At 70.2% G+C, this 1,163-nt stretch carries 1 protein-coding gene; it reads left to right on the top strand.

Going from position 1 to position 1,163, the window contains the following annotated elements:
* Positions 1-123: 123 nt before the first annotated feature.
* Positions 124-1,140, top strand: a complete 1,017-nt coding sequence (locus AB0B91_RS66345; RefSeq protein ID WP_089003175.1) for an ABC transporter permease subunit — start codon at positions 124-126, stop codon at positions 1,138-1,140.
* The last annotated feature ends 23 nt before the right edge of the window (positions 1,141-1,163 follow it).

The raw sequence follows: 1,163 nt of genomic DNA on the forward strand, positions 1-1,163 counted from the left end.
GGAGAGCGTCTTCCTCGAACTGACCGCCACCGCGCCGGTACCCGGCCAGCACCGGCAGGTCGACCAGTCCACGAAGGTCGGTGGCGCGGGGCAGCCCGGCGCCGCCGGAGGAGGGTGGGGCGCGTGAGCCTCTACCGTACGGAGCTGCGCCGGCTCGCGAAGCGGCGCTTCACCCGCTGGATGAGCCTGCTGGGCCTGCTGGTGCTCGCCATGGTGGTGATCGGGGTCTTCTTCACCAACGAGAAGATCGACGCCGCCGCGCTGGCCAAGGCCGAGCGCGCCGCCGAACAGCAGTGGCAGCGGGACGTCCGCCACAACGCGCAGTACCGCGCGGAGTGCGACAAGGCGAAGGCCGCCGGAACGGCCCAGGCCGAGGACTTCCCGCAGGACTGTGCGTCCATCCAGCCGCCGCCCAGGGAGGCGATCGAGACGCAGTGGTTCCTGCCGTCGACCTTCGACTTCCGGGAGAACTTCGGCGACACGCTGCTGCCGCTCGCGGCGATCCTCGCGCTGGTCGGGTTCGTCGTGGGGGCCTCGTTCGTCGGGGCCGAGTGGAACACCGGCGGCATGATGAACCTGCTGCTGTGGCGGCCGAAGCGGCTGACCGTACTGCTGACGAAGCTGGCGGCGCTGCTCACCGGGCTGGTCGCCCTGGCGGTGCCCACGACGGTGCTGTGGTTCGGCAGCTTCTGGCTGGTCGCCACGTTCCGTGGCAGCACGGCGAAGATGACCTCCGGGGCGTGGCAGTCATTCGCCCTGACCGGGCTGCGTGGGCTGGTGCTCGCACTGGTCACCGCGACCATCGGCTTCGCGCTCGCCTCGCTGGGGCGGCACACCGCGATGGCCCTGGGCGGGGTGATCGCCCTGATGGTCGTCGGCCAGTTCGGTCTCGGCATCCTGCTGGCGATGGCCGGCGTGCGCTTCGCCGAGGCCTGGCTGCTGCCGACCTACGCCGTGGCGTGGATGCAGAAGAAGGTGACCCTGGAGGACTGGAACACCTGCCAGGCCACCTACTACGGCGAATGCAAACCGGACACTCTGGACATCACCTGGCAGCAGTCCTCGGTGATGATGACGGTCGGGTTCGTGGTGATCCTCGGCGCGGCCCTCTGGGCGATGCGCCGGCGCGACATCTCCTGACCGTCAGGCGGTGCGACCGTGGC

Source organism: Nonomuraea sp. NPDC049141, from assembly GCF_040648415.1.
In the GTDB taxonomy this organism is placed as follows: domain Bacteria; phylum Actinomycetota; class Actinomycetes; order Streptosporangiales; family Streptosporangiaceae; genus Nonomuraea.